Genomic DNA, 19964 nt, shown 5'->3' on the forward strand with positions numbered 1-19964 from the left:
GATGACGTCGTCATCCGACGACGGGAGGTGTTCTTGGTGCACGCATAAACCCTCCGTCTGCTCGCAAGGGCTCGCATCCACCTCCCGATCCGCCAAGAGGCGGACGTGGAGGAGACAACGAAAAAGGCCGCCCCATCGGGAGCGGCCTTTGAAATCTCTGATCTTCGCGGCGGGTTAGGCGCGCGGGACGCGGGGCTTGGGCGGCGGCAGCAGGCCTTCGCGCTGCATGCGCTTGCGGGCCAGCTTGCGGGCGCGACGAACGGCCTCGGCCTTCTGGCGGGCGCGCTTCTCCGAGGGCTTCTCGTAGTGCACGTGGCGCTTCATTTCGCGGAAGCTGCCTTCGCGTTGCATCTTCTTCTTGAGGGCTTTGAGCGCTTGATCGACGTTATTATCGCGAACGAAAATCTGTACCAGGTTGAACTCTCCTTTGGCTGCCCGCCGCATCGATGAAGAAGCGAGCAGACAAATAAAATCTGTTCCCGCGGGCGACAGCCCGGCGAGCGAAGGCGTGCGGATACACCAAGGCAGGTGCCCTGTCCAGATCGTCGCGGTCCGGATCGCCCCGTCGCGCGTTGATCAGGACGAGGATACAATGCCCCCATGACCGATGCGCCACACCTCTCGAACCAAGCCCCCGGCGACTGGGGCGACCGGATGGAACAGGCCGTGCTGGATGCCGCAATCCGCCTGGCCCCGACGCATGGCTGGAGCGGCCGGATGGTCCGCGCCGCCTGCGCCGAGAACGGCCTGTCGCAGGGCGATCAGGACCTGCTGCTGCCCAACGGCCCGCGCGATCTGGCGGCCCTGTTGTCGCGGCGGCATGACGCGCGGGCGCTGGAGGCGCTGGGCGAGCCCGGTACGATGAAGATCCGCGACCGCATCTTCGCCGCCGTCTCGGCGCGGATGGAGGCGGGGGCGGCCGATCTGGAGGCGACGAAGAAATGCGCGGGCTTCCTGGCCCTGCCGACCAATGCCGACCTGGGGCTGAGCCTGGCGTGGGAAAGCGCGGACCACCTGTGGCGCTGGGCAGGCGACACGGCGACGGACTGGAACCACTATTCGAAGCGGACGATCCTGTCGGGGATATTGATCCCGGCCCTGACCATGCGCTGGTTCGAGGGGCGGGAACGGGCGGAGGCGTTCGTTCGTGCGCGGATCGAGAACGTCATGGCCTTCGAGAAGTGGAAGGCGGGGATGGATCTGGACGCGCCTGTGAAACGGGCGACTGAGTTCCTCAGCCGGATGCGGTACGGCAGGGTCTAACCCTCTCCCCGCGGGAGAGGGCTTGAGGCTCGCAGAGCGCAGCGATGCGCAAAGCCGAAAGGGTGAGGGGTGTTGCTCTCGCCGGTACGCACCCGTCGTCACGACGCGATGCGTCTCTCCTCCACCCCTCACCCTTTCGCGCAAGTCTGATCGCTACGCTCTCAGGCGCTCAAGCCCTCTCCCGCCGGGAGAGGGTGAGCATCAGCCGTGCTGGCGATCCCACCACCGCACGGCATCCGCATCGCGGGCGCTGAGGTCGGGGTAAGTGGGGTCGGAGCCGACGTCGGGGACGCGGCGCCAGGAGCGGGCGCATTTGGCGAAGTCGGCTGGCTTGATGGTCGCCGAAATCGCTTCGCCGGAGACGATCATCTCGGCACCACTGGTGCGGAATACCTCAGCGGGATCGAGGCCGTCGAAGGCGGCGAACGCATCGGTCGGCAAGGTGACGGTCGGCCAGGCGTCGAGCGCGCCGCCGATCACCTTGGCCCGACGGCTTTCCTCGAGGCCGACCGTGACGACGTCCAGCACCGTGTTGACCTTCGCCCACCGCGCCGCCTCATCCGCGTTGCGCCACTCTGCCGGCGTCTCCGGGATCACCCGCGCGCAGTTCGTCCCGCCGTCCGGATACCGCGTCGTCCAGGCCTCCTCCATCGTGAAGGGGGTCAGCGGGGCGAGCCACGCCGTCAGCCGCAGGAAGACCTCGTGCATCACCGTCCGCGCCGCGCGACGACGCACTGCGTCGGGGCGGTCGCAGTAGAGGCTGTCCTTGCGGATGTCGAAATAGAGGGCCGAGAGGTCGCCGGCGCAGAACTCCAGCACCGGGCGGACGACGTCCTGGAAGCGGTAGGTCTCGTAGGCGCCGCGCACCTGCAGATCGAGTTCCCACAGGCGGTGCAGGATGAACCGTTCCAGCGGCGGCATGTCGGCGTAGGTGACGCGTTCGGCCTCGTCGAAATCGGCCAGGGCCCCCAGCAGATAGCGGACGGTGTTGCGCAGCTTGCGATAGGCATCGACCGTGGTCTGGAGGATCTGTTTCCCGATCCGCTGATCCTCGGCATAGTCCACCAGGGCGACCCACAGGCGCAGGATGTCGGCGCCGGATTCCTTGATGACGACGGCGGGGTCGGTCGTATTGCCCCGCGACTTGGACATCTTCTCCCCGTTCTCGTCCTGGGTGAAGCCGTGGGTCAGGACGGCGTCATAGGGGGCGCGGCCGCGCGTGCCGGAGCCTTCGAGCAGGTTGGACTGGAACCAGCCACGATGCTGGTCCGAGCCTTCGAGATACAGGTTCGCCGGCCAGTGCGACGGGCGGTCGCCGGTGTAGCCGTGGGCCGGATCGCGGGTCTCCAGCGTGAAGGCGTGGGTGCAGCCGGAATCGAACCAGACGTCGAGAATGTCGTCGATCTTCTCGTAGTTGGCCGGGTCGTGCAGGCCGAGGAAATCGCTGTCGGGACGGGTGTACCAGGCGTCGGCGCCGCCTTCCTCGATCGCGGCGACGATGCGGGCGTCGACCTCGGGGTCGTGCAGGGGCTGGCCGGTGTGTTTGTCGACGTACATGGCGAGCGGCGTGCCCCAGGCGCGCTGGCGGCTGATCAGCCAGTCGGGGCGGCCCTCGACCATCGAACGGATGCGGTTCTTGCCGGCGGCGGGGTGGAAGTCGGTCCGGTCGATCGCGCCCAGCGCCGTCTCGCGCAGCGTCTCGCCCGACTTGAGCGGCTGATCCATGCGGATGAACCACTGGGGCGTGTTGCGGAAGATGATCGGGGCCTTGGAGCGCCACGAGTGGGGGTACGAGTGTTCGAGGCGACCGCGCGCCAGCAGGGTGCCAGCCTCGATCAGCTTGTCCATGACGGCGGGGTTGGCTGAGCCGAATTTGCCGGTCTTCTTGCCCTCAGTCTCCAGCACCTTCAGGCCTGCGAACAGGGGGACGGAGGGGTAGTAGGCCCCGTCGGGATCGACGGTGTCGGGCACCTCGTGATGACCGTGGGCCTTCCAGACGTCGAAGTCGTCCGCGCCGTGGCCGGGGGCGGTGTGGACGAAGCCCGTGCCGGCGTCGTCGGTGACGTGGTCGCCGTCCAGCAGGGGCACGTTGAACCGATAGCCGTCGTCGAGCTCCGCCAGCGGGTGGGCGGCGACGAGGCCCGACGGGTTGATGTCATCGAGACGCGTCCAGGTCGCGATCTTCGCGGCCTTGAAGACCTCCTCGGCCAGCTTGTCGGCGAGGATCAGCCGGTCGCCCTGTCTGGCCCAGGGCTCGAACTCCAGCCCCTGTTCCATCGACTGGACCTCGTACAGGCCATAGGCGATCTCGGGGCCAAAGCTGATCGCGCGGTTGGCCGGGATGGTCCAGGGCGTGGTCGTCCAGATGACGATCGACGGCGTCTGGTGGCGGAAGGCCAGCAGGTCGTCGGGGTGGTCGTCGGTGGCGGCGATGACCGGAAACTTGACCCAGATCGTGGGCGAGACGTGGTCGTGGTACTCGATCTCGGCGTCGGCCAGGGCGGTGCGCTCGACCGGGGACCACATGACGGGTTTGGAGCCGCGATAGAGCTGGCCCGTGTTCTTGAACTTGTGGAATTCCTTCACGATGGCGGCTTCGGAGCCGTAGTCCATCGTGGCGTAGCGGTTCTCGAAGTCGCCGGTGATGCCCAGGCGCAGGAATTGAGCCTTCTGAACCTCGATCCAGCCGGCGGCGTATTCGCGGCAGGCGGCGCGGAACTCGGCCTTGGAGACCTCGTCCTTGCGGCGGCCCTTGGCGCGGTACTGTTCCTCGATCTTCCACTCGATCGGCAGGCCGTGACAGTCCCAGCCGGGTACGAAGTCGACGTCGTAACCCAGCAGGAAGCGGCTGCGGACCACGAAGTCCTTCAGCGTCTTGTTCAGCGCATGGCCGATGTGGATGTCGCCGTTGGCATAGGGCGGGCCGTCGTGGAGGACGTAGAGGGGGGCACCCTGCGCCTGACGCTGCGCGCGCAGGGTCGAATACAGGTCTCCCCACTGCTCCAGGATCAGCGGTTCCTTCTGGGGCAGGCCGCCGCGCATCGGGAAGGGCGTCTCGGGCAGGAAGACGGTCTCGCGATAGTCGCGGCCGGTCGGGGAATCGGGGGTGTGGGCGTCGTCGGCCATGCGTCTGGTCTCGGGCAATCTGATTGGGGCGTCGGGTGAGGTCGGCTGGCAATCCCGGCGGGCGCGGGGGCGAATGGCCCCATCGGCGCTACGCCGGGCGGCTAATCTCGATCGGAATGATCCGGCGCGCGTCCATCGTCGGGTTCTATCAGGGCCTTTGGGCTGGGAAAAGCGGCGCGTTCGGCTAACCTCCCCATCAACGGCGCGATCAGCGCCGAGGGGAGTGGATCATGCGTTTTCAATCGTCGGCCCTGGTGGCCCTGACCGTCCTGGGTCTGTCCGTTGCGGCCTGTGATCGAGGCGCGGCCGAGACGGCAAAGACGGATGTGGCGGCGACCGCGCCGGCGCAGGGCCAGGACGCAGCCGGAGCCGAAGCCTTCGTGCGCACGCTGTTCGCCGCCTACAGCGACACGCCCGGATCGACGGGCCCCGAGAACCAGTGGTCGACGGGCACCCAGGCCCTGCTGGATGCGGACGGCGAGGCAGCCCAGGGCGTCGGCTATCTGGGGGCCGATCCGATCTGCGACTGCCAGGACTGGGAGAAGCTGCGTGTGACTTCGCTGGCCGTCACTCCGACGGGGGCCGACAGCGCCGACGCCGCCGTGGCCTTCACGATGGGCGATGGCGCAAAGACGACCAACGAGACGCTGAAACTGGTGCGCGAAGGCGGGACGTGGAAGGTCGACGACATCGTCTATGGCGAAGGTCATTCGCTGGCCGGCGAACCACCGTTGAAGCAGGGCGTCGCCGCGTCGACCGCCGCGCTGCGGGCGGAAGGCACCGGGGGCGAATGATGCGGGGACTAATCTCTCTTACCGCTCTGGGCGTGACGCTGGCGGCCTGCTCGCCCGGCGACAAGGCTCCGGCAGAGGGCAAGGCTGCGGCGACCGAGGCCGCCCCCGTCGCAGGCACGCGCGAGGCGGTCTATGCTGCGCAAAGCGAAGGGCCGGAGGCGTTCGTTCGGGCGCTCTATGCCCAGTATGTGGCGGGGGGTCCGAAAGGCGAGACGCCCGCGCCCGGGCGCGAACCTCTGTTCTCGCGCACGTTGAACGCCACGATCGGAGCCGACGTCCGCATCGCGAACGGCGAGGTGCCTTCGCTGAACTACGACCTGATCTGCGCCTGTCAGGATCAGGGCGTCTTCACGCTGGACAACGTCGTCGTCGGTCAGACCGATCCGAACACGGCGACCGCGGCGGTGGTGTTCACCAACGCGGGCGAGACGACGTCCCAGACGTTGAACCTGGTTCGCGAAGGCGTGAACTGGAAGGTCGACGACGTGATCGGGTCCGAAGGGGCCTCGGTCAAGCAGGACACGATCAAACTGATCGAGGCGGCGGGCGGTTGAGCACGGCCCTGGCGGCAGCGGCGTCCAGGTCGATCTGGGTCTTCAACGCGTCGAGGCCGTCGAACTTCATTTCGCCGCGCAGCAGGGCGACCAGTTCCGTCTCGACCGTCTGGCCATAGAGGTCGCCCGCGAAGTCGAGCAGCCAGACCTCCAGCATGGGCTCGGCGATCTCGAACATCGGGCGGATGCCCAGGTTGGCGACACCGTCGACGATGCGTCCGTCGGGCAGGTGGGTGCGGGTCGCGTAGACCCCGTAGGCCGGACGCATGTAGTCGCCGAGGCGGATATTGGCCGTCGGCACGCCGATGGTGCGGCCGCGCTTGTCGCCGTGGACCACCTCGCCCTCGATGGCGAAGGGCCGGCCCAGGATGACGGCGGCGCGTGGCATGTCCCCGGCATGCAGGGCCTCTCGCACCGCGCTGGACGACAGTTTGAGGCCGCCGGTGTCGTCGATCCGCTGGGTGACCGAGACGCTGAAGCCCAGATCCGCCCCGGCCCGGGCCAGCGCGTCGGGCGAGCCCGTCCGGCCCTTGCCATAGGTGAAGTCGAAGCCGACGGCCGCGTGGGTCAGGCCCAGGCCGTCACTGAGCACCCGCTGGGCAAAGGTGGCGTCGGACATGGCGGCCATCTCTGCGTCAAAGGGCAATAGATGCAGACGTTCGACGCCCAGCGGCTCCAGCGCACGGGCCATCTGGGCGGGGGTCATCAGGCGAAAGGGCGCGGCATCGGGCTGGAACCAGCGGCGCGGATGAGGCTCGAAACTGACGACGGCGAGGGGTGCGCCCAGACGGTCGGCTGCCTGGCGTGCCGAGGCGATGACCGCCTGATGGCCACGGTGGACGCCGTCGAAGGCTCCAAGCGCGGCGGCAGCCCCCCGATAGGCGGGGAACAGGTCGCGCCAGCCGGTGACGATCCGTGTCGACACGACGGGCCCGGTCAGGCCTTGGCGGGGCGGCGACGGCGGGGGACGCGGACGGTGGCCTCGCCCTCCATGATGCAGTCCTCGCCGACATAGCCCTCGGTGCGCAGCGTCACGCGGGCCGACTCCGGATCGACGGCCGCGACCGTGATCTGGGCGCGGACGACGTCGCCGATCCGCACAGGCTTGTGGAACGACAGGGTCTGGCTGAGGTAGATGGCTCCGGCACCGGGTAGGATGGTGCCGACCACGGCCGACCCGAACGAGGCGCTGAGAAGGCCGTGGGCGATGCGGCCACGATAGGCGGTCTTCGCGGCGAAGGCCTCGTCCATATGCACCGGGTTGAAGTCGTCGGACGCCTCGGCGAACTGAAGGATGCGGTCCTCGGTGACCGTGACGTCCTTGATCGCCACCATCCCCGGCGACAGCTCTTCAAGGATATAGCCGCCCGAGGGGTGTGGTCCGGTGTTCATGGGGCGGTGTTAGCGGGCGTTTGCAGGTTTGGCGAGGACTACCATTTCAGATCCAGGGCCGCGTAGCGGGCATAGGCCGTTTCGGCCGTCAGCAGGGCGGCGGCACGGGTCGGATCCAGGGTGCCGTCGGGCCCGCGCGCGGCATCGCCGTGGATCCCCTGAGCGATGAACAGGCAATCCAGCGCCTGACGGTTGGCACCCAGCACGTCGGTGACGACGCCGTCGCCGATGCACAGCACGCGCGACCGGTCGACGGGGCGGCCCAACAGCCGCTCCGCCTCGGTCAGGGCAAGGGCATAGATGGGCCCATAGGGCTTGCCCGCCATCGTCACCCGGCCACCCATGGACTCATAGAGATCAGCCAGCGATCCGCCGCAGTATATGATCTTGTCACCTCGCTGGACGATGCGGTCAGGATTGGCGCAGATCAGTTCCAGATCGCGGGCGGCGGCTTCGTTCAGCGGGACGCGGTAATCTTCCGGGGTCTCGGTCTCGTCGTCGATCATCCCGGTGACCGACAGGAATGCGGCGTCCGCCGCGCCTTGGGCGCGGACGAGGTCGAGCCCTTCGTAGAGAATGTCGTCGCGCGCCGGACCTATGATCCAGGCCGGGCCGGGCGCGCGTTTCGACAACTCCATCCGCGTGGCGTCGCCGGACGTCACGAAGGCTCGCCAGCTGTCTCGCGGCACGCCCAGGGCGTCGAGCTGGGCGATCACGTCGCTCGCGGGACGGGGCGAGTTGGAGATCAGGACGACATGCCCGCCCTGGGCATTGAACCGGGTCAGGGCCTCGCAGGCCTCGGGCCAGCTCTCGCGGCCATTGTGGATCACGCCCCAGACGTCGCACAGCAGGATGTCGTAATCGGCGGCGACGGCGGACAGGGCGGGCAGGGCGTGGGGCAGGGTCATAGGGCTGACTAGCCGTTCGCGGCAAATGCGTGAAGGGAGGGTTTGGCGGCGGCGCTTTGGCCTGCTAACCGGACGCGCATGAAAATCCCTCGTATCGCCTGGGCCGCCTACGGCTTTGCGCTCGTCGTCATCGTGCTGGACCAGCTGTCGAAGGCCTGGATCCTTTCGGGCCTTAGCCTGCGGGAAGTTGGCCAGGTCCCGATCGCGCCGCCGATCCTGAACTTTTCCTACGTCGAGAATACTGGTGTCAGCTTCGGCCTGTTCGGTGGCGGAGCGGCACGTTGGGCGCTGTCGATCTTCTCGCTGATCGTGGCGGGGGGCCTGGCCTGGTGGGCGCTGCAGGCCCAGCGTCGGACCCTGGTCGCGGCCATCGGACTGGTCATCGGCGGAGCCGTCGGCAATGTCATCGACAGGATCCGGTTCGGCTATGTCGTGGACTTCATCGATTTTTCGGGGACGGGCGTTTTTCCGTGGGTCTTCAACATCGCCGACAGCGCCATCACCATCGGCGTGGCCCTGCTGATTCTGGACAGCATCCGTTCGGAACGGAAGGTCGCCGTTGGCGTGGCCAACGAAAAGGCGTAATCAGCGGCTCTTTCGTGCCTGCAAATGTGTGACCTGGGCGCGTCCGTCGCGCCGGAGCCGAATCGAACCATGAGAATCGTCCGCCTTTCGACCGTGTCCCTGATCGCCGTTTCGGCCGTCGCCCTGACCGCCTGCGGGACGGTGCGCCAGTCCATCGGCCTGACCAAGGTCGTTCCGGACGAGTTCCTGACGGTGGCCTCGGCTCCCCTGACCGTGCCGCCGGAATACGGCCTGCGTCCGCCCGCGCCCGGCCAACCCCGGCCGCAGGAACTGGCACCCGAAAGCGCCGCCCGCCAGATTCTGCTGGGTCAGCGTCAGGCCATCACCCGCACGCCGGGCGAGCAGGCGCTGGTGACCGCCGCCGGTGCCGACCGGGCCGATCCTCTGGCGCGCTATGTCGTCGATGACGAGTTCGGCGATCTGGCGCACAAGGAAACCAGCTTCGCCAACCGCATCCTGTTCTGGCGTCGCGACGACGCCTCGACCCAGGCCCCGACGCAGAGCGAGACTGCCAGTGGTGCCGTGACGATCGATGCCGCCAGCGAGAACGCCCGCCTGCAGGCCCTGACCGGGACCCAGTCCCAGATCGTGATCGCGCCGCGCCGCAGCGGCGGGTTCAAGCTGCCGGGGCTCTGACGCGGCGGGCTTGCCAGCCCACCGTCGGTCCTTAATGTGAACGGACCCATCCAGCGGACCGTTCGCCATGACCAGCATCCTGTCGCTCACCCACCTGTCCGGCGTCGAGCAGTTGCGCCTTGCGTTCCAGGGCGAAGAGAACGCGGCACCGATCGCCAGGACGCTCGACTATGCCCTGATCGAGATCGAGGAGGGGCGGGTGGTGTTCGAGGGCACGCCGACGCGGGCGGTCTATAACCCCATCGGCACGGTGCACGGCGGCTGGATGGCAACCCTGCTGGACTCGGCCTGCGCCTGCGCGGTGCATTCCATGCTGAAGGCAGGGCAGGCCTATACGACCCTGGAGATCAAGACCGTCTTCCACCACGCCCTGACCGAGGGCGTGCCGGTGAAGGCCGAAGGGCGGATCGTGCAGATCGGCCGTCGGGCCGGGTTCGCGGAGGCCGACCTGAGGGGCCTGGACGGCAAGCTCTATGCGACGGCGACGTCGACCTGTCTGGTGATGGAGTTGAAATAGCCCTCCCCCATCCTTCCCGGGGGAAAGCGGCCCGTCGATCGCGCAGCGATCCAGGGCCGATGGGGGAAGTCTTGCTTTCGATGAACCGCCCGAGCATCGACAGGGATGTTCCCCCATCGGTCCTGTTCTCGCTTCGCTCGAAGACGGACCGCTTTCCCCCACAAGCGGGGGAAGGGCTTAAGCGAACCGCCGCCGCTTCTCCGCGCTGATCAGCGTCGAGCGCACGAAGTCCGCCGGTGGGTCGGTCTCGGCCAGGACGGCTTCCTTGATCGCCCTCGGCTCCCCAAACAGGTGGCCCTGGCCCATGGAGATGTCGAGCTCGAGGATATCGACGATCTGGCGTTCGTTCTCACATTTCTCGGCGATGACCTCGATGCCGTAGCGGCGGGTCAGCTGGGCGAAGTCGGCGGCCTGGATGTCGCGCAGCGACGGGATGGGCGAACCGCCGTCCAGGTCCAGCAGTTGCTCGATCAGCAGGTCGGCGGCGACCTTGACGAACTTCACGTCCGACCGCTGCAGGTCGTTGAAGTCCAGGTCCAGCGTCTGGACCTTGTCGATCGAGAAGCGGAAGCCGAGGTCGGCCAGCTTGGCCATGTTGCGGGCCTCGACCGCGCCGCGCGCGTCGAAGGTGGCCTGGCCCAGTTCGAAGATCAGGGCTTCCTTGAGGTCGCGGTTCTCGCTGAGGAACTCCAGGAACTGCGGGAAGAAGGTCTCGTCGCCGAGGGACGACAGGGCGACGTTGCAGAAGACGCCGACCTTCCTGTCCTGACGCGCCAGCCGCCGCACGATCTGGGCGCAGCGGAACAGCAGCAGATTGTCGATGGCGGGGACCAGACCTTCCCCTTCTGCAATGGACAGATATTCGGCCGGCATCATGACCCGGTCGGTCTGGTCGCGCAGGCGGGTGAAGCTCTCGTAGAAGACGGTCCGGCGCTGGGGCAGGGTGACGACGGGCTGCAGATACAGGTCGACGCGGTTTTCGCTGAGCGCGTCGTGGACGGTCTTCAGCAGCAGGTTCGACTGCTGGTGGCGGCGCGCTTCCTGGCTGTCGGGCGCGACCATCGGGGCGACCTTCAGGCGCTGGTCGATGGAGACGCTCATCTGCTGGATCAGGTCCTCCAGCATACGGACTTCGCCGGTCAGCTCCTCGGTACGGGTCAGGGCCCCGGCCTCGATGGCGGTGGCCAGGTCGCCCAGCGCGCTCTGGGTCTGCTCCATGGCGTCGGCCAGCAGGCGGTGGGCTTCACGCACCGTGCCGATCTCGGCGCGCAGGGCCTTGCGTTCGGCGATGCCGGTGAAGATGGCGTGGGCCGAGCCGAGCACGCCCAGCATGCCTAGGGTCCCGCCCGCGCCCGCGCCGATGCCCAGCCCCGCCCGCCACAGGAAGGCACCGACCGTCATCGCCAGGAAGACGTAGCCGAAGAACAGGAAACCGTTGGTCAGTGCGCGCATGGGAACGGGGTTGTCCGACTTCCCGGATGGAATCGGTCGAGTATCAGGGTATCAGGACAAAACAGCTAGGGACTCATCCGGAAAAGTGCGACGCGGTTTTCCGATAAGATGAGACCCCAGTAGACAGGCTCGCCGCGAGAAAGCGTGCCGATATCAGGGGATACGCATGGAACTGTTCGATCTGACCGGCAAGGTCGCCATCATCACCGGCTCGTCCAAGGGCATCGGCAAGGCGATCGCCGAGCGACTGGCCGAACACGGCGCCAGGGTCGTGATCTCGTCGCGCAAGGCCGGGCCGTGCGACGAGGTGGCGGCGGCGATCAACGCGAAGCACGGCGAGGGGCGCGCCATGGCCATTCCGGCCAACATCGCGTCCAAGGAAGACCTGCAGCGGCTGGTGGACGAGACCAACACGGCCTGGGGCCAGATCGACATCCTGATCTGCAACGCGGCGTCCAATCCCTATGCCGGGCCGATGGCGGGCATCTCGGACGATCAGTTCAACAAGATCCTGCAGAACAACGTGGTGTCCAACCACTGGCTGATCCAGATGGTCGCGCCGCAGATGCTGGCGCGCAAGGACGGGGCCATCACCGTCGTGTCGTCGATCGGCGGTCTGCGCGGCAACGCCCTGATCGGGGCCTACAACATCTCCAAGGCCGCCGACATGCAGCTGGTGCGGAACCTGGCGGTGGAGTGGGGACCGTCGAACGTGCGGGTCAACTGCATAGCGCCGGGCCTGGTCCAGACCGATTTCGCAAAATACCTGTGGGAGAACCCGGAGATCCTGAAGGTCGCGACCGACCCGGCGCCCCTGCGGCGCATCGGCCAGCCTGACGAGATCGCGGGCGCGGCCGTCTATCTGTCGTCGCCGGCCTCCACCTATATGACGGGCCAGACGCTGGTCGTGGACGGCGGGATCACCATTGCCTGGTGACGGCCATCAGAAGGTTGGGTTTGGGCAGGATCTGAGCTGGCGGCTGGAGGCCGTTGCGTTCGCGGGGTTCATCGGCCTGATGCGGCTGATCGGGCTGGAGTCCGCGTCGAATCTGGGCGGCTGGCTGCTGCGGACGCTGGGGCCGCGCGTCAGCACCCACCGGATCGTGATGCGCAACCTGCGCATCGCCTTTCCCCACATGGCCCCCGACGAGCGTCAGCGATTGGCCGTCGAGCAGTGGGAACAGACGGGACGCACCTTTGCCGAGACGGCGGTGATGGACCAGCTGACGCCCGCATCCGGCCGGATCGACATCGTCGGGGCCGAGCGGCTGGAGGCGATCCGGCAGAGCGGCAGGCCGGTCGTCTTCGTGTCCGGCCACATGGCCAATATCGAGACCATGGCGGCGGTGCTGGTGGCCAGTGGTGTGCCGGTGCAGGTGACCTATCGCGCCGCCAACAACCCCTACGTCGATGCCCAGATACGGGCGGCGCGGGCGCGATATGGCGTAAAACTGTTCGCGCCCAAGGGCGGGGACGGTGCCCGCGAACTGCTGGCCGGCATGGGGCGCGGCGAGAGCGTGGCGCTGATGAACGACCAGAAGTTTTCCGAGGGGCCGGAGGTGACCTTCTTTGGACAGCCGGTGAACGCCGCGCCGGGTCCGACGCGACTGGCGCTGCGGTTCGGCACGGTGATCCAGCCGATGTCGGTCGTGCGTCTGCCGGGCGTGCGGTTTCGGGTGACGGCGCACGAGCCGATCGCGGTGACCTCGACCGGCGACCGACAGGCCGACATCGCGCGCGGGGTGCAAGCCATCACGACCTTCATCGAGGATCGCGTGCGCGAGAATCCGGTTGACTGGTTCTGGGTTCACCGCCGATGGCCGGACCGGGTCTATGCCACGCTGGAGCCCGACTTGGTGAAGTCCTCGACGATCTGATCGGTCGATCGCCGCATGGGTCCCTTGTAGGTCGCCGACGTGGTCCGCCGTCGGTCGGGACCGAAATAGTCCTCGGTCTTCACGAACGACCGGGGACGCATGATGACCGCCTGGATGCGGTCGAACACGGCCTTGGCCGTGATCGGCTTGACCACGAACTCGGTCACGCCGGCGTCGCGCGCTTCATAGACGCGGGACTTCTCGGAATGCCCGGTCATCATGATGATGGGCAGATAGGGGTTGGGGCTGTCGGCGCTGTTGCGGACCAGACGGGTGAACTCCACCCCGTCCAGCGGGAACATGTTGAAGTCAACGATCGCCAGATCGATGGCATGCGACCGCAGGGCTTCCAGCGCCATGGCTCCATCCGAAACCTCGCGGATGTTGCGGATGCCGGCCGACTGCAGGATCGCCGACGTGATCGCGCGCATGTGCTGGTTATCATCGACCAGCAGGATGTTGAGGGATTGCAGGGCGGACATGGGACCGGGGTGAACACGCCGTCGCGGCGGGGATCAGACCGCAAACTCTAGGACCAAAGTGCGTAACGGTCCATGGCGCTCGCCGGTCAGGCGACAGGGTAACCGGTTTCGGGAGCGGATTGTCCGACCATCAAGGATGGATCGCAGTTCCGGTCACGCCATTTCATGCGCCAGCATAGATGCGGACCCGTCGCGCGACCCGTCATCCCCACCGCGCCGATGACGTCGCCGCGCCTGATTCGCTGGGTCGGCAGCACGTCGATGCGCGATTGATGCAGGTAGGCCGTGATCAGCCCCTGGCCATGATCGATCAGCGTGAGACCGCCCTCGAAATGCATGCCGGATCGGGCAAAGGTGACCAGGCCGTCGGCCGGTGCGTGAATGGGCGTCCCGGCGGGCGCGGCGAGGTCGATGCCATAGTGAGGTCGGGCCGGGGTGCCGTTCAGAACGCGCTGCGATCCCCACAGGCTGGTGACGCGATAGCTGTTCAGGGGCCAGGCGAAGCCGTCGCGGAAATCGTCCGTGTCGGCCCGACTGGCGAACCCCTCGGTCTTGAGCGCGATTTCACGCTGGATGCGGTCCAGCAGGGCCGGGTCGCTCGGCTCGACCGTCGAGGGCGGCAGGCCGTTGATCCGCGATGTCGGGAAGGTGCCCGTGGTGATGGTCAGGGCGCGTCGGGCCGACCGGGTCCGCGACCGCGCTTCCAGCTGGACCGAGGTCGGGGCGTCCCGGTCGAATCCCACGACGAAGGCACCGGACGTCGACGCCGTGGTCAGCGCCTCGCCGTTGACGAAGATCACGGCCCGCGGCCAGGTCCGGCCCATGACGAAGCCGCCCTGGATCAGCCTGCCGGAAAGGACGAGGTCGGACGGTTGCTGACGGGCCAGGACCGGTGTGGCGAGGATCGATGCGCCGCCGCCCAGGATCAGGCCGCGCCGCGACGGGATCATTCGCCGACGAACCGGCTGAGCGCTTCGGCCGGGCCGTAATAGGCCTCCTGCAGTTCCGCGGACCAATAGCGGAGGGTCTCCAGCGGAATGGCACGGCCCGACACCGCGCACTGGACGAAGGGGCCGGGCTTCAGTACGGCGAACTCGCCATCGCCATAGTGAAGGGTCGCGGGGATCGGGGCAGCGTTCATGACGTCAGCCTAGCGATCTGGACGGCGTCTGGCTATCGGGCTGGCCGCCGCTGTTCCAGGGCGAAGACGGCGTCGGCGAGTTCCTCGACCTTGCCCGCGATCAGCGCCTGGGCGTCATAGAGACCGCGATTGTAGATGGCGTGGCCCAGGTCGCGGGCCATGAAGTCCAGCAGCATCGAGGCCTGCAGCGTGCCGATCTCGACGTCCAGTTCGTCGCGCAGGAACGCCTGAAGGCGCGGGGCGAGGTCGGCGGTCTCTTCTCTGGAAAATGCGATCGGCGTCATGCGGTCAACTCGGCCAGGGTCTCCTCTGCCGCCATCCAGGCGGCCTCGGCGGCGTCCAGGTCGGACTGCGTCTTGGCGCGGGCGCGGGTCAGGCCTTCAAGCGCCTTGGGGTTGGAGACGGCGGCATTGGCCAGGTCGTCGTCGATGCGGGCGATCTCGGCGGTCAGGGCGGCGACGCGTTCCTCGGCTTTCTTCACGGCATGGCGCAGGGTTGAGGGCGACGGACCCCCTTTCTGCTTCTGCTGCGGTTTGGCGGCGGGCGCTGCGACGGCGACCTCTTCCTTCTTGACCTGGCTCGGCTTCACGGCATCGCGCTTGGCGCGATCGAGGACGAACTTCGCATAGTCGTCCATGTCGCCGTCGAACGGCTTCACCGTGCCGTCGGCGGCCAGCCACAGACGGTCCGCGACCATCTCCATCAGGGAGCGGTCGTGGGTGATCAGGATGACGGCGCCGTTGTAGTCGTTCAGCGCGTCGAGCAACGCCCGGCGGCTGTCGATGTCCAGGTGGTTGGTCGGTTCGTCCAGGATCAGGACGTGGGGGGCCTCCATGGCGACCATGTTCAACAGCAGCCGCGCGCGCTCGCCGCCGGATAGGCTGGCGACCGTGGTCTCTTGCTTCTCGTAGTTCAGGCCGAATTGCGCCAGCTTGGAGCGGCGGGCGCTCTCTGGCGCGTCCGGCATGGCGCGGCGGATGATCTCTAGCGGCGTGTCGGTCGGGTCCATGGCCTCGATCTGATGCTGGTGGAACCAGCCCACGCGCATCTTGCGGTCGCGGTGCAGTTCGCCGTCCGAGACGTTGAGGGCACCGGCGATCATCTTGGCGAAGGTGGACTTGCCCGCGCCGTTGACGCCCAGCAGGCCGATACGGTCGTCCAGGTCCATGCGCAGGTTCAGGTTCTTCAGGATCGACCGGCCCGTCTCATAGCCGACATTGGCGCGCTCCAGACGGATCAGGGGCGGGGCCAGGGGGCGCGGCGGCGAGGGCAGGGTGAAGGGGGCGACACGTTCCTCGATCGTGGTCGAGACGGGCTGCATCTTGGCCAGCCGCTTCATGCGGGACTGCGCCTGGGCGGCTTTCGACGCCTTGGCCTTGAACCGGTCGACGAAGGCCTGAAGGTGGGCGCGTTCGGCGTCCTGCTTGGCCTTGGCGGACAGCTGCAGGCGGGCCTTCTCGGCGCGGGCCTGTTCGAACTGGTCGTAGTTGCCGGTGTAGATCTCGAGCTTGCGGTTCGCCAGGTGAAGGATGTGGGTGCAGACCTCGTTCAGCATCTCGCGGTCGTGGGAGATGATCAGGGCTGTCGCCGGGTATTTCTTGAGCCGCGCCTCCAGCCACAGCGCGCCTTCCAGGTCGAGATAGTTGGTCGGTTCGTCCAGCAGCAGCATGTCCGGCTGAGCGAACAGGGCGGCAGCGAGGGCCACGCGCATGCGCCAGCCGCCGGAGAACTCCGACATCGGCCGCTGCTGGTTCTCGTGATCGAAGCCGAGGCCGGCCAGGATTTCGGCCGCGCGGCTGGGGGCGCCGTCGGCGTCGATCTCGATCAGCCGGGTCCAGATCTCGCCCATTTCCTCGGGCTCTGCGGTTTCCAGGCGCGCGAGCAGGTCGTGCCGTTCGGTGTCGGCCTCCAGGATCGTCTCGATGACGCTGACGGGGGTGGCCGGGTGTTCCTGATCGACCGAGCCGATGCGGGCGGTCTTGGGCAGGGAGACCTCGTCGCCATTGCCGGCCAGCTCGCCCAGTATGATCTTGAACAGGGTCGACTTGCCGATGCCGTTGCGTCCCACGAGCCCCACTTTGGACCCCGGCGGCAGGCTGACCGAGGCGTCGTCCAGAAACTGGCGACCCCAGGCGTTGAACGTCAGGTTGGTGATCTGGAGCATGGCAGCGACGAGAACCTCGTCCCTCAAGCAGCGAGGCACCGCGTGCCGAGCGTTAGGGACACAAAGAAGGAGTGGTTGGAAACCTGGGAGGCCGCGTCTATAAGCCCGCGACCTTCAATCTCCCAACAAGAAGTCTATCCATGACCGAACGTACCTTCTCGATCATCAAGCCCGACGCCACGCGTCGCAACCTTACGGGCGCCATCAACGCCGTGATCGAGGCCGCCGGCCTGCGCATCGTCGCCCAGCGCCGCGTGCACCTGACCGAGGCCCAGGCCAAGAAATTCTACGAAGTCCACGCCGAGCGTCCCTTCTACGGCGAACTGGTCGGCCAGATGACCGCCGAGCCGGTCGTGGTCCAGGTTCTGGAAGCCGACGGCGCGGTCGCCAAATACCGCGAAGTCATGGGCGCGACGAACCCCAAGGACGCCGCCGACGGCACCATCCGCAAGCAATTCGCCCTGTCGATCGGCGAGAACTCGGTCCACGGCTCTGACTCGGTCGAGAACGCCGGCATCGAGATCACCCAGTTCTTCACGGACGACCAGATCGTCGGCTGAGTCACCTGGTTCGCTCAGGTAGCGAGCGGCAGCGTCGCGAGCGTTGGCGACCTTCGATATGCGGCCCGTCTCCGGAACCGGAGGCGGGCCGTTTCGTTTCGGCTCCACAGTAAAGCGACGTTTCGCCCCTGAACCCGGAGATTTCCCATGAAGACGATCCTGAAAATGACCCCGCTGGTCGGCGCGATGGCCCTGCTGGCCGCGTGTGGCACGACCATGGAACAACGCGCCGCGACCGGTGCCATCGGCGGTGCCGTGGTCGGCCAGGCGGTCGGTGGCAACACGAACTCGACGGTCGCCGGCGCTGCGATCGGTGGCGTGGCCGGTGCCGCTACGACCCCGCGCCGCCCGTAATACCGAGGGCCCTCACGCAGCAAGGCTCTGAGAGCCGAGCGATAGCGCCATAGAATAAAGAAGGCCCCGGAGCGATCCGGGGCCTTCTTCATATCCGCCTACCAGATGCGAGCGCGGGCCTCGGGGGCGAGGTACTGTTCGTCGCCGGGCTTCACGCCGAAGGCATCGTACCAGGCGTCGATGTTGCGCACCGTCGCCCCGGCGCGGAACTCGGCCGGCGAGTGGGGATCAACCGTGACCTGCTGGCGTAGCGACTCTTCGCGGGCGTTCTCGCGCCACACCTGGGCCCAGCCCAGGAAGACGCGCTGGTCCCCCGTCAGGCCGTTCAGCACCGGAGCCGGCTGGCCGTTCAGCGACAGGTGATAGGCATCCAGCGCCAGCAGCAGGCCACCCATGTCAGCGATGTTCTCGCCCATGGTCAGGTCGCCGTTGACATTGGAGCCGGCCACGGGGCTGAGCGCCGAATACTGAGCCCCCAGCACCGCCGCGCGTTCCTCGAACTTGGCGGCGTCCTCGGCGGTCCACCAGTCGCGCAGCACACCGTCGCCGTCTGTCTTGCGACCCTGGTCGTCGAAGCCGTGGGTGATCTCATGACCGATGACGGCGCCGATGCCGCCGTAGTTCACCGCCGAATCGGCGCGTGGATCGAAGAAGGGTGCCTGAAGGATGGCGGCCGGGAACACGATCTCGTTCCGGGGCGGGTTGTAGTAGGCGTTCACCGTCTGAGGCGTCATGCCCCATTCCAGCGGATCGACGGGGCGTTTGAGCTTTCCGAGATTCCATTCCCACTCGAAGGCGGCGGTCCGCTCGACATTGCCGTACAGGTCGCCGGGGACGAGGTTCAGCCCCTCATAGCTGCGCCACTGTTCGGGATAGCCGATCTTCACGCCGAAGTGGTCGAGCTTGTAGAGCGCCTGCTCCTTGGTTGCCGGGGTCATCCAGTCGATACGCTCGATGCGGCCGCGCATGGCGACCAGCAGGTTGGCGACCAGCGCCTCCATCTGGGCCTTGGACTCGGCTGCGAAGTGGCGCGAGACGTATTCGCGACCCAGCGATTCACCCAGCGAGCCATCGACCAGGGTGACACCGCGTTTCCATCGGGGGCGGTTCTCGGGCTGGCCGCTCAGCGCCTTGCCATAGAAGTCGAAACGATTGTCGACGAAGGCCTGGGACAGATACGGCGAGGCCTGATCGATCACATGGAATGCTTCCCAAGCTTGCAGTGTTTCGATCGGCGTCTCTGAGAAAATCTTCGCCATCCCGGGGAAGGCGGTGTTGTTCGAGGCGATGACGACGGGGATGTCGGCGATCCCGGCCCCTTGCGCCCACGCAGCCCAGTCGAAACCCGGCGCGGATGTGGCAAGGTCGGCCACGGTCGTGGGATTGTAGAGCTTGTCGATTTGACGATTTTCCACCTGCGTCCAGTGTTCGTGGGCGATGGCGGTCTCAAATGCCAGAATGCGGTCGGCATTGCCCGCCGGATCGTCCCAGCCCGCTAGCTCCAGCGCCTTTGTGACATAGGCCAGATAGGCGGCTTTCTGAGGCGCGAAGCTGTCTTCCAGATAGTAGTCGCGATCGGGCATCCCGAGACCACCCTGATTGATGTAGGCGGAGACCTTGTCGGGATTCTTCAGGTCTTCGAACGTCTGCACACCGAACAGGCTGGCTCCAAATCCATACTGGGTGCGGCCCATCAGGGCGGCCATCTTCTCGCGGGTGTCGGCAGCGCGGACTTCGGCCAGGTCTGCCTGAAGCGGCGTGGCGCCGAGCTGGTTGACCTTCGCCTCGTCCATGAAGTCGCCGTACAGGGTGCCGATGCGCTGGGCGTCCGGGCTGGCCGAGGGGTTGGCGGCGCTTTCATCGACCAGGGCACGAAGATTGGCCTGCGACCGGTCGTACAGCATGTCGAACACGCCGTATGAGGTCTTGTCGTCCGGGATCGGGGTGTTGGCCAGATAGGTGCCGCTTGCATAGCGGTTGAAGTCCGCACCCGGCGAGACCGACGTGTCCATGCCGTTCAGGTCGAAACCGAAGACACCGATCTCGGCCTGGTCCTGGGAAGGGATTTCGACGGCCATGGGCGCGGTCTGGGCCAGGGCGGGCAGGGCGACGAACAGCGCGGCCGAGGCGGCGCAGGCGAGAAGGCGGAGTTTCAGCAT

22 protein-coding genes are annotated in these 19964 nt (G+C 67.1%); 10 read left to right on the plus strand and 12 right to left on the minus strand.

The window, feature by feature from the left end; translation table 11 throughout:
• Positions 1-174: 174 nt before the first annotated feature.
• Positions 175-414, minus strand: coding sequence for a 30S ribosomal protein S21 (rpsU, locus tag AC1DW4_RS04375; protein ID WP_298161710.1), 240 nt, complete (start codon positions 412-414; stop codon positions 175-177).
• Positions 415-600: 186 nt separating this feature from the next.
• On the opposite strand from rpsU, the gene AC1DW4_RS04380 reads away from it, so the two are divergent.
• On the plus strand, positions 601-1263 hold the full coding sequence (locus AC1DW4_RS04380) for a COQ9 family protein (protein ID WP_477016003.1): 663 nt from the start codon (positions 601-603) through the stop codon (positions 1261-1263).
• Between the two features lie 201 nt (positions 1264-1464).
• Here the strand turns inward: AC1DW4_RS04380 and ileS are convergent, their stop codons facing one another.
• Entirely contained in the window at positions 1465-4389 is a 2925-nt protein-coding gene (gene ileS / locus AC1DW4_RS04385; protein WP_477016004.1) for an isoleucine--tRNA ligase, read from the minus strand.
• Positions 4390-4619: 230 nt separating this feature from the next.
• On the opposite strand from ileS, the gene AC1DW4_RS04390 reads away from it, so the two are divergent.
• Positions 4620-5183 carry a DUF3828 domain-containing protein gene (locus AC1DW4_RS04390; protein WP_477016005.1) on the plus strand — a complete coding sequence of 188 codons (564 nt, stop codon included), beginning with the start codon at positions 4620-4622 and terminating at the stop codon, positions 5181-5183.
• Positions 5180-5737, plus strand: a complete 558-nt coding sequence (locus AC1DW4_RS04395; RefSeq protein ID WP_477016006.1) for a DUF3828 domain-containing protein — start codon at positions 5180-5182, stop codon at positions 5735-5737. The genes AC1DW4_RS04390 and AC1DW4_RS04395 overlap by 4 nt, the downstream gene beginning before the upstream one ends.
• On the opposite strand, the gene AC1DW4_RS04400 is transcribed toward AC1DW4_RS04395, so the two are convergent.
• From AC1DW4_RS04400 to AC1DW4_RS04410, 3 genes are read right to left on the minus strand one after another with little or no spacing between them, the layout of a single operon-like run.
• The gene (locus AC1DW4_RS04400; protein WP_477016007.1) at positions 5709-6662 is read right to left on the minus strand and encodes a bifunctional riboflavin kinase/FAD synthetase; all 954 of its coding nucleotides are present in this window, start codon (positions 6660-6662) and stop codon (positions 5709-5711) included. The genes AC1DW4_RS04395 and AC1DW4_RS04400 overlap by 29 nt on opposite strands.
• Before the next feature lie 11 nt (positions 6663-6673).
• Complete coding sequence (locus AC1DW4_RS04405; RefSeq protein ID WP_477016008.1) at positions 6674-7129, minus strand: MaoC family dehydratase; 456 nt, start codon at positions 7127-7129, stop codon at positions 6674-6676.
• A gap of 38 nt (positions 7130-7167) precedes the next feature.
• Positions 7168-8037, minus strand: a complete 870-nt coding sequence (locus AC1DW4_RS04410; RefSeq protein WP_477016009.1) for a TIGR01459 family HAD-type hydrolase — start codon at positions 8035-8037, stop codon at positions 7168-7170.
• Between the two features lie 78 nt (positions 8038-8115).
• On the opposite strand from AC1DW4_RS04410, the gene lspA reads away from it, so the two are divergent.
• The 3 genes from lspA (at position 8116) to AC1DW4_RS04425 (ending at position 9775) form a co-directional block, all read left to right on the plus strand.
• Positions 8116-8622: a signal peptidase II gene (gene lspA, locus AC1DW4_RS04415; RefSeq protein ID WP_477016010.1), complete on the plus strand. Its 507-nt coding sequence runs from the start codon at positions 8116-8118 to the stop codon at positions 8620-8622.
• 69 nt (positions 8623-8691) lie between these two features.
• Positions 8692-9258: a DUF3035 domain-containing protein gene (locus AC1DW4_RS04420; protein ID WP_477016011.1), complete on the plus strand. Its 567-nt coding sequence runs from the start codon at positions 8692-8694 to the stop codon at positions 9256-9258.
• Between the two features lie 67 nt (positions 9259-9325).
• Positions 9326-9775, plus strand: coding sequence for a PaaI family thioesterase (locus AC1DW4_RS04425; protein WP_477016012.1), 450 nt, complete (start codon positions 9326-9328; stop codon positions 9773-9775).
• 177 nt (positions 9776-9952) lie between these two features.
• Here the strand turns inward: AC1DW4_RS04425 and tipF are convergent, their stop codons facing one another.
• Positions 9953-11227 carry a flagella assembly cyclic-di-GMP phosphodiesterase TipF gene (gene tipF, locus AC1DW4_RS04430; RefSeq protein WP_477016013.1) on the minus strand — a complete coding sequence of 425 codons (1275 nt, stop codon included), beginning with the start codon at positions 11225-11227 and terminating at the stop codon, positions 9953-9955.
• A 166-nt stretch (positions 11228-11393) separates the two neighbouring features.
• On the opposite strand from tipF, the gene AC1DW4_RS04435 reads away from it, so the two are divergent.
• Positions 11394-12164: an SDR family NAD(P)-dependent oxidoreductase gene (locus AC1DW4_RS04435; RefSeq protein ID WP_477016014.1), complete on the plus strand. Its 771-nt coding sequence runs from the start codon at positions 11394-11396 to the stop codon at positions 12162-12164.
• Positions 12154-13104: a lysophospholipid acyltransferase family protein gene (locus AC1DW4_RS04440; protein ID WP_477016015.1), complete on the plus strand. Its 951-nt coding sequence runs from the start codon at positions 12154-12156 to the stop codon at positions 13102-13104. The genes AC1DW4_RS04435 and AC1DW4_RS04440 overlap by 11 nt, the downstream gene beginning before the upstream one ends.
• Here the strand turns inward: AC1DW4_RS04440 and AC1DW4_RS04445 are convergent.
• The 5 genes from AC1DW4_RS04445 to AC1DW4_RS04465 form a co-directional block, all read right to left on the minus strand.
• Entirely contained in the window at positions 13059-13586 is a 528-nt protein-coding gene (locus tag AC1DW4_RS04445) for a response regulator (protein ID WP_477016016.1), read from the minus strand. The two genes, AC1DW4_RS04440 and AC1DW4_RS04445, sit on opposite strands and share 46 nt — an antisense overlap.
• An 86-nt stretch (positions 13587-13672) precedes the next feature.
• On the minus strand, positions 13673-14536 hold the full coding sequence (locus AC1DW4_RS04450) for a M23 family metallopeptidase (protein WP_477016017.1): 864 nt from the start codon (positions 14534-14536) through the stop codon (positions 13673-13675).
• Positions 14533-14727: a DUF2093 domain-containing protein gene (locus AC1DW4_RS04455; protein ID WP_477016018.1), complete on the minus strand. Its 195-nt coding sequence runs from the start codon at positions 14725-14727 to the stop codon at positions 14533-14535. Before AC1DW4_RS04455 ends, AC1DW4_RS04450 begins: the two co-directional genes overlap by 4 nt.
• Before the next feature lie 32 nt (positions 14728-14759).
• On the minus strand, positions 14760-15011 hold the full coding sequence (locus AC1DW4_RS04460) for a DUF2164 domain-containing protein (RefSeq protein WP_477016019.1): 252 nt from the start codon (positions 15009-15011) through the stop codon (positions 14760-14762).
• Positions 15008-16891, minus strand: a complete 1884-nt coding sequence (locus tag AC1DW4_RS04465) for an ABC-F family ATP-binding cassette domain-containing protein (RefSeq protein WP_477016020.1) — start codon at positions 16889-16891, stop codon at positions 15008-15010. Before AC1DW4_RS04465 ends, AC1DW4_RS04460 begins: the two co-directional genes overlap by 4 nt.
• Positions 16892-17031: 140 nt before the next feature.
• On the opposite strand from AC1DW4_RS04465, the gene ndk reads away from it, so the two are divergent.
• Together ndk and AC1DW4_RS04475 are read left to right on the plus strand one after the other, a co-directional pair.
• A complete protein-coding gene (ndk, locus tag AC1DW4_RS04470) occupies positions 17032-17451 on the plus strand; it encodes a nucleoside-diphosphate kinase (protein ID WP_477016021.1) in 420 nt (139 codons plus the stop codon).
• Positions 17452-17598: 147 nt separating this feature from the next.
• Entirely contained in the window at positions 17599-17805 is a 207-nt protein-coding gene (locus tag AC1DW4_RS04475; RefSeq protein WP_477016022.1) for a glycine zipper 2TM domain-containing protein, read from the plus strand.
• 98 nt (positions 17806-17903) lie between these two features.
• On the opposite strand, the gene AC1DW4_RS04480 is transcribed toward AC1DW4_RS04475, so the two are convergent.
• Positions 17904-19964, minus strand: coding sequence for a M13 family metallopeptidase (locus AC1DW4_RS04480; protein WP_477016023.1), 2061 nt, complete (start codon positions 19962-19964; stop codon positions 17904-17906).

The organism is Brevundimonas sp. P2_A6 (assembly GCF_056404975.1).

Bases quoted from the DNA above. Each gene is read 5' to 3' on its own strand.
- AC1DW4_RS04380 (WP_477016003.1), top strand. From the start codon at position 601: ATGACCGATGCGCCACACCTCTCGAACCAAGCCCCCGGCGACTGGGGC.
- ileS (WP_477016004.1), bottom strand. From the start codon at position 4,389: ATGGCCGACGACGCCCACACCCCCGATTCCCCGACCGGCCGCGACTAT.
- AC1DW4_RS04390 (WP_477016005.1), top strand. From the start codon at position 4,620: ATGCGTTTTCAATCGTCGGCCCTGGTGGCCCTGACCGTCCTGGGTCTG.
- AC1DW4_RS04395 (WP_477016006.1), top strand. From the start codon at position 5,180: ATGATGCGGGGACTAATCTCTCTTACCGCTCTGGGCGTGACGCTGGCG.
- AC1DW4_RS04405 (WP_477016008.1), bottom strand. From the start codon at position 7,129: ATGAACACCGGACCACACCCCTCGGGCGGCTATATCCTTGAAGAGCTG.
- AC1DW4_RS04410 (WP_477016009.1), bottom strand. From the start codon at position 8,037: ATGACCCTGCCCCACGCCCTGCCCGCCCTGTCCGCCGTCGCCGCCGAT.
- lspA (WP_477016010.1), top strand. From the start codon at position 8,116: ATGAAAATCCCTCGTATCGCCTGGGCCGCCTACGGCTTTGCGCTCGTC.
- AC1DW4_RS04420 (WP_477016011.1), top strand. From the start codon at position 8,692: ATGAGAATCGTCCGCCTTTCGACCGTGTCCCTGATCGCCGTTTCGGCC.
- AC1DW4_RS04425 (WP_477016012.1), top strand. From the start codon at position 9,326: ATGACCAGCATCCTGTCGCTCACCCACCTGTCCGGCGTCGAGCAGTTG.
- tipF (WP_477016013.1), bottom strand. From the start codon at position 11,227: ATGCGCGCACTGACCAACGGTTTCCTGTTCTTCGGCTACGTCTTCCTG.
- AC1DW4_RS04435 (WP_477016014.1), top strand. From the start codon at position 11,394: ATGGAACTGTTCGATCTGACCGGCAAGGTCGCCATCATCACCGGCTCG.
- AC1DW4_RS04445 (WP_477016016.1), bottom strand. From the start codon at position 13,586: ATGTCCGCCCTGCAATCCCTCAACATCCTGCTGGTCGATGATAACCAG.
- AC1DW4_RS04450 (WP_477016017.1), bottom strand. From the start codon at position 14,536: ATGATCCCGTCGCGGCGCGGCCTGATCCTGGGCGGCGGCGCATCGATC.
- AC1DW4_RS04455 (WP_477016018.1), bottom strand. From the start codon at position 14,727: ATGAACGCTGCCCCGATCCCCGCGACCCTTCACTATGGCGATGGCGAG.
- AC1DW4_RS04460 (WP_477016019.1), bottom strand. From the start codon at position 15,011: ATGACGCCGATCGCATTTTCCAGAGAAGAGACCGCCGACCTCGCCCCG.
- AC1DW4_RS04465 (WP_477016020.1), bottom strand. From the start codon at position 16,891: ATGCTCCAGATCACCAACCTGACGTTCAACGCCTGGGGTCGCCAGTTT.
- ndk (WP_477016021.1), top strand. From the start codon at position 17,032: ATGACCGAACGTACCTTCTCGATCATCAAGCCCGACGCCACGCGTCGC.
- AC1DW4_RS04475 (WP_477016022.1), top strand. From the start codon at position 17,599: ATGAAGACGATCCTGAAAATGACCCCGCTGGTCGGCGCGATGGCCCTG.
- AC1DW4_RS04480 (WP_477016023.1), bottom strand. From the start codon at position 19,964: ATGCTGAAACTCCGCCTTCTCGCCTGCGCCGCCTCGGCCGCGCTGTTC.